The following is a 6292-nucleotide window of genomic DNA, read 5'->3' as shown; positions in this document are numbered from 1 at the left end:
CGGCGCCGTGAGCTGGGCGTCCCGCCTCGACGACGCCCAGCTCACGGCGCCGGGCGAGATAGCGGGCGGGCGGGCAGTGCGGCTCCAGGCCGAGCAGGGGCGGGCACCAGCGGCGTACGGCGAACCCGGTCTGGGTGTCGAAGAGGGTGGTGCCGGGGGCGGGCGGCCCCTCGGTGCGGGCCAGCTGGGCCTCGAAGGTGCCGAGGCCCAGCTCCGTGCGCAGTACGCCGTGGCAGTACTGGTCCACGAGGGACGGCGGGTCGATCATCCGGGGCTCCCCGTCTGGACGCTGTGCTGCCTACACGTCCTAACGGGTGAACCGGTGCGGAGGTGTTGCGGTCGGGCCGGTCAGCCGTTGGAGGGACCGCCCACCTGGATGCCCGCCATACGGCTCCACTCGTACGGGCCGGTCCTGACCTTGGCCGCGAACTCGCCGTCGAAGTCCTCGTGGACGGTGATCCCCGCCTTCTCCACCGCCCTCTCGGCGATCGCGTAGGAGGGTGCGACCAGGTCGCCCCAGCCGCCGTCCTCGCCGACGAGCACGATCCGGGCGCCGCGCTGGCCGAGGTAGGCGATCTGCCCCTCGGCGCCGCCGTGCGCCTTGGCGAAGCCGCTGATCTGCTGGGCGAGCCGGGCCGCCTTCTGCTCGGCCTTCGGGTCCACCTGCTGCGTGTCTGCCATGACCAGGATGCTACCGACGAGTAGATCGAACGGCGACGGCGGGGTCCGTGGCCTTGGCCACGTCCCCCGCCCGATCGGCGTCAGCGGGCGGTCACCTCAGGAACGGGTCCACCGCGATCGCCACGAAGAGCAGCGACACATAGGTGATGGACCAGTGGAACAGGCGCATCTCCTTCAGCTTGGCGCCGGTCACCTCGGCCTTCGCGCGGTTCAGCAGCGCGTGCGCCTCCCACAGCCACCAGCCGCCGGCGGCCAGGGCGACCGCGGTGTAGAACCAGCCCGTGTAGCCCAGCGGGGTGAGCAGCAGGGACACGCCGACCATGACCCAGCTGTAGATCACGATCTGCTTGGCGACCGCCTTGTTGCCGGCGATGACCGGCAGCATCGGCACGCCCACGCGTGCGTAGTCGTCCTTGACCTTCATGGACAGCGGCCAGTAGTGCGGCGGCGTCCAGAAGAAGATGACCATGAAGAGGACGAGCGGGGCCCACGAGAGGGAGTTCGTCACCGAGGACCAGCCGATCAGCACCGGCATGCAGCCGGCGATGCCGCCCCACACGATGTTCTGCGCCGTGCGCCGCTTGAGGATCATCGTGTAGACGACGACGTAGAAGAGGAGCGCGCCGAGGGCGAGCCAGGCCGACAGCCAGTTGACGGTGAGGCCGAACATCAGCGTCGAGACGACCGCGAGGGTGATGCCGAAGGCCAGGCACTCGCGCGGGCTGACCATGCCGGTCACCAGCGGGCGCTGGGAGGTGCGGTCCATCAGCGCGTCGATGTCGCGGTCGATGTACATGTTGAGCGCGTTGGCGCCGCCCGCGGACAGGTAGCCGCCGACGCAGGTCAGCAGCACCAGCTTCAGGTCGGGCACGCCCTGCTGCGCCAGGAACATCACCGGGACGGTGGTGATGAGCAGCAGCTCGATGATCCGCGGCTTGGTGAGAGCCACGAACGCCATGACACGCGCCCCGAACGGCCGATGGGCCGGGCTCTGGCTCGTCCCGAGCATTCCCGCTGGACGGGATTCAACGGCCGTCACGCACACCCCTACAGAGATCCCAGCAAGCCCCCGCGATGGGAAACGGCGGTAAAGGGCTCGCGCGTACCACGCCACTGTAGACGTTGCCCAGACCCGGACATCCCCGGGGGTCCGATCGTGTTGTGCGGCGGTCTCCGAGGTGCGCTTTCGAGCTCGATTGAGCACCCGGATGAGCGGCTCCGTATTCATCTGCCGAATACGTCGATGTCCTAGTCAGGAGGCGGATCCACGGGAGTTCCCACAGTCTGGAATGACTCGAAAGAAGGCACGTCCTACGGGGGTAGGCTCGACCTCGCCGGTGGGCAGACACCGGCATCCGACATGTGGAGAGGAGCCCTGACTCAGGGTGAGCACCAAGCCGACCACCACAGACCTCGAGTGGACCGAGTTGGACCAGCGGGCCGTCGACACCGCCCGCGTCCTGGCCGCCGATGCCGTACAGAAGGTCGGTAACGGCCATCCGGGTACGGCGATGAGCCTGGCGCCTGCCGCCTACACCCTCTTCCAGAAGGTGATGCGGCACGACCCGTCGGACCCCGACTGGGTCGGCCGCGACCGCTTCGTGCTGTCCGCCGGCCATTCGTCCCTGACCCTCTACACCCAGCTGTACCTGGCCGGCTTCGGCCTGGAGCTGGACGACCTGAAGGCCTTCCGCACCTGGGGCTCGAAGACCCCGGGCCACCCGGAGTACGGGCACACCAAGGGCGTGGAGACGACGACCGGCCCGCTGGGCCAGGGCGTCGCCAACGCCGTCGGCATGGCGATGGCCGCCCGCTACGAGCGCGGCCTGTTCGACCCGGAGGCCGCCGAGGGCGAGTCCCCCTTCGACCACTTCGTCTACTGCATCGCCGGCGACGGCTGCCTGCAGGAGGGCATCTCCGCCGAGGCGTCCTCGCTGGCCGGTCACCAGAAGCTCGGCAACCTGATCCTGCTGTGGGACGACAACCACATCTCGATCGAGGGCGACACCGAGACGGCCGTCTCCGAGGACACCGTCAAGCGGTACGAGGCCTACGGCTGGCACGTGCAGCGGGTGGCCCCGAAGCCGGACGGCGACCTGGACCCGAACGCGATCTACGACGCGATCCAGGAGGCGAAGAAGGTCACCGACCGGCCGTCCTTCATCGCGATGCGCTCGATCATCGCCTGGCCGGCCCCGAACGCGCAGAACACCGAGGCCGCCCACGGCTCGGCGCTGGGCGACGAGGAGGTGGCGGCCACCAAGCGCGTCCTGGGCTTCGACCCGGAGCGGACCTTCGAGGTCTCCGACGAGGTCATCGGCCACACCCGCAAGGCGCTGGAGCGGGGCAGGCAGGACCGCGCGGAGTGGGAGAAGTCGTTCCAGGAGTGGCGCGGCGGCAACCCGGAGCGCGCGGCCGAGTACGACCGCATCGCGGCCGGTGAGCTGCCCAAGGGCTGGGAGGACAAGCTTCCGGTCTTCGAGCCGGGCAAGGGCGTCGCCACCCGCGCCGCCTCCGGCAAGGTGCTCCAGGCGCTCGGCGCGGTGATCCCGGAGCTGTGGGGCGGCTCGGCCGACCTGGCCGGCTCCAACAACACCACGATCGACAAGACGTCGTCGTTCCTCCCGGCGGGCAACCCGCTGCCCGAGGCCGACCCGTACGGCCGCACGATCCACTTCGGCATCCGCGAGCACGCCATGGCCGCGGAGATGAACGGCATCGCGCTGCACGGCAACACCCGGATCTACGCCGGCACCTTCCTGGTGTTCTCCGACTACATGCGCAACGCGGTGCGCCTGTCGGCGCTGATGCACCTGCCGGTGACGTACGTGTGGACGCACGACTCCATCGGCCTGGGCGAGGACGGCCCGACCCACCAGCCGGTCGAGCACCTGGCCTCGCTGCGCGCGATCCCGGGCCTGAACGTCGTCCGCCCGGCCGACGCGAACGAGACCGCGATCGCCTGGCGCGAGATCCTCAAGCGCTGGACCAAGGAGTTCGGCAAGGGCGCCCCGCACGGTCTGGCCCTCACCCGCCAGGGCGTGCCGACGTACGAGCCGAACGAGGACGCGGCGCGCGGCGGCTACGTGATGTTCGAGGCCGACGGCGGCGAACCGCAGGTCGTGCTGATCGCGACCGGTTCCGAGGTGCACGTCGCCGTCGAGGCGCGCGAGCGGCTCCAGGCCGACGGCGTGCCGACGCGCGTGGTGTCCATGCCGTCGGTCGAGTGGTTCGAGGAGCAGGACCAGGGGTACCGGGACAGCGTCCTGCCGCCGTCCGTGAAGGCGCGCGTCGCGATCGAGGCGGGGATCGGACTCACCTGGCACAAGTACGTGGGGGACGCCGGCCGCATCGTGTCCCTGGAGCACTTCGGTGCGTCGGCGGACGGCAAGGTGCTGTTCAAGGAGTTCGGTTTCACCGCCGAGAACGTGGCCGCCGTCGCGCGGGAATCGATTGCCGCAGCTCAGCGCTGACGCTCACATACGACACGTAGGAGATGGAATTTCCATGACAGACGCACTCAAGCGCCTTTCCGAGGAAGGCGTCGCGATCTGGCTGGACGACCTGTCGCGCAAGCGGATCACGTCCGGCAACCTCGCCGAGCTGATCGACCAGCAGCACGTCGTGGGCGTCACCACCAACCCGACGATCTTCCAGAAGGCGATCAGCGAGGGCGACGGCTACGACACGCAGCTGACCGACCTCGCCGCCCGCAAGGTCACCGTCGAAGAGGCCATCCGCATGATCACCACGGCGGACGTCCGCGACGCCGCCGACATCCTGCGCCCGGTCTTCGACGCCACCGACGGCCGGGACGGCCGGGTCTCCATCGAGGTCGACCCGCGTCTGGCCCACAACACCCGCGCCACCGTCGCCGAGGCCAAGCAGCTGGCCTGGCTGGTGGACCGGCCCAACACCCTCATCAAGATCCCGGCGACCGAGGCCGGCATCCCGGCGATCGCCGAGGTCATCGGCCTGGGCATCAGCGTCAACGTGACGCTGATCTTCTCCCTGGAGCGCTACCGCAAGGTCATGGACGCGTTCCTGACCGGTCTGGAGAAGGCCAGGGAGCGCGGCCTGGAGCTGTCGAAGATCCACTCCGTGGCCTCGTTCTTCGTCTCCCGCGTGGACACCGAGATCGACAAGCGGATCGACGCGCTCGGCACCGACGAGGCCAAGGCGCTGCGCGGCAAGGCCGCCGTCGCCAACGCCCGCCTCGCCTACCAGGCGTACGAGGAGGTCTTCTCCTCGGACCGCTGGAACGCGCTGGAGCGCGAGGGCGCGAACAAGCAGCGTCCGCTGTGGGCCTCCACCGGGGTGAAGGACAAGGCGTACAGCGACACCATGTACGTCACCGATCTGGTGGCCCCCAACACGGTCAACACCATGCCGGAGGCCACCCTGCTGGCCACCGAGGACCACGGCGAGATCACCGGCGACACCGTCGCCGGGACCTACGAGCAGGCCCGCGCCGACCTCGACGCCGTGGAGAGGCTCGGCATCCGGTACGACGACGTGGTGCGGCTCCTGGAGGAGGAGGGCGTCGAGAAGTTCGAGGCCTCCTGGAACGACCTGCTGAAGTCGACCGAGGCGGAGCTGCAGCGCCTCGCCCCCGCGGAGGGCTGACACGTTGTCCAGCAGCAACCCGCTGCGTGACCCCGCAGACCGACGGCTCCCGCGCATCGCGGGGCCGTCGGGCCTGGTCATCTTCGGCGTGACGGGCGACCTGTCGCGCAAGAAGCTGATGCCGGCCGTGTACGACCTCGCCAACCGCGGTCTGCTGCCGCCGGGCTTCTCGCTGGTCGGCTTCGCCCGCCGCGAGTGGGCGAACGAGGACTTCGCCCAGGTGGTCCACGACGCGGTCAAGGAGCACGCCCGCACCCCCTTCCGCGAGGAGGTCTGGCAGCAGCTCATCCAGGGCATGCGGTTCGTGCAGGGCACCTTCGACGACGACGAGTCCTTCGAACGGCTGCGCGCCACGATCGAGGAGCTGGACAAGGCCCAGGGCACGGGCGGCAACTTCGCCTTCTACCTCTCGGTGCCGCCGCGCTCCTTCCCGGTGGTCATCCAGCAGCTGAAGAAGCACGGACTGGCCGACCAGAAGGACGGCTCCTGGCGCCGCGCGGTCATCGAGAAGCCCTTCGGCCACGACCTGAGGTCGGCCGAGGAGCTGAACGCGATCGTCCACGAGGTGTTCGCCCCGGACCAGGTCTTCCGGATCGACCACTACCTGGGCAAGGAGACGGTCCAGAACATCCTGGCGCTGCGCTTCGCCAACCAGATGTTCGAGCCCGTCTGGAACCGGTCCTACGTGGACCACGTGCAGATCACCATGGCCGAGGACATCGGCATCGGCGGCCGGGCCGGCTACTACGACGGCATCGGCGCCGCCCGCGACGTCATCCAGAACCACCTCCTGCAGCTGCTCGCGCTCACCGCGATGGAGGAACCCGCCTCCTTCGACGCGGACGCGCTGGCCGCGGAGAAGACCAAGGTGCTCGGCGCCGTCCGGCTGCCGAAGGACCTGGGCCGGGACACCGTGCGCGGGCAGTACGCGGCCGGCTGGCAGGGCGGCGCGAAGGTCATCGGGTACCTGGAGGAGGAGGGCATC

The 6292-nt window shown here is 69.6% G+C and carries 5 protein-coding genes and 1 pseudogene; 3 read left to right on the top strand and 3 right to left on the bottom strand.

The window, feature by feature from the left end:
- The 3 genes and pseudogenes from B7L92_RS31545 to B7L92_RS31535 form a co-directional block, all read right to left on the bottom strand.
- Window positions 1–268, bottom strand: a pseudogene (locus B7L92_RS31545) (amidohydrolase); the annotation flags it as partial.
- A gap of 80 nt (window positions 269–348) precedes the next feature.
- Window positions 349–681 carry a hypothetical protein gene (locus B7L92_RS31540; protein WP_016826789.1) on the bottom strand — a complete coding sequence of 111 codons (333 nt, stop codon included), beginning with the start codon at window positions 679–681 and terminating at the stop codon, window positions 349–351.
- Window positions 682–772: 91 nt separating this feature from the next.
- The gene (locus B7L92_RS31535) at window positions 773–1690 is read right to left on the bottom strand and encodes a heme o synthase (RefSeq protein WP_438364035.1); all 918 of its coding nucleotides are present in this window, start codon (window positions 1688–1690) and stop codon (window positions 773–775) included.
- A 376-nt stretch (window positions 1691–2066) separates the two neighbouring features.
- Between B7L92_RS31535 and tkt the strand changes: the two genes are divergently transcribed.
- The 3 genes from tkt to zwf form a co-directional block, all read left to right on the top strand.
- Window positions 2067–4154 (top strand): transketolase, encoded by a 2088-nt coding sequence (gene tkt / locus B7L92_RS31530; protein WP_081240729.1) that lies wholly within the window; start codon window positions 2067–2069, stop codon window positions 4152–4154.
- A 34-nt stretch (window positions 4155–4188) separates the two neighbouring features.
- Window positions 4189–5307: a transaldolase gene (gene tal / locus B7L92_RS31525; protein ID WP_081240728.1), complete on the top strand. Its 1119-nt coding sequence runs from the start codon at window positions 4189–4191 to the stop codon at window positions 5305–5307.
- 4 nt (window positions 5308–5311) lie between these two features.
- On the top strand, window positions 5312–6292 hold a 981-nt coding region (gene zwf / locus B7L92_RS31520; protein ID WP_081240727.1), incomplete at its 3' end, for a glucose-6-phosphate dehydrogenase.

Source organism: Streptomyces viridosporus (genome assembly GCF_002078235.1).
GTDB lineage: Bacteria > Actinomycetota > Actinomycetes > Streptomycetales > Streptomycetaceae > Streptomyces > Streptomyces viridosporus.
The sequence above is the reverse complement of the archived record's forward strand: the minus strand, read 5'-3'. Positions and strand labels throughout refer to the sequence as shown.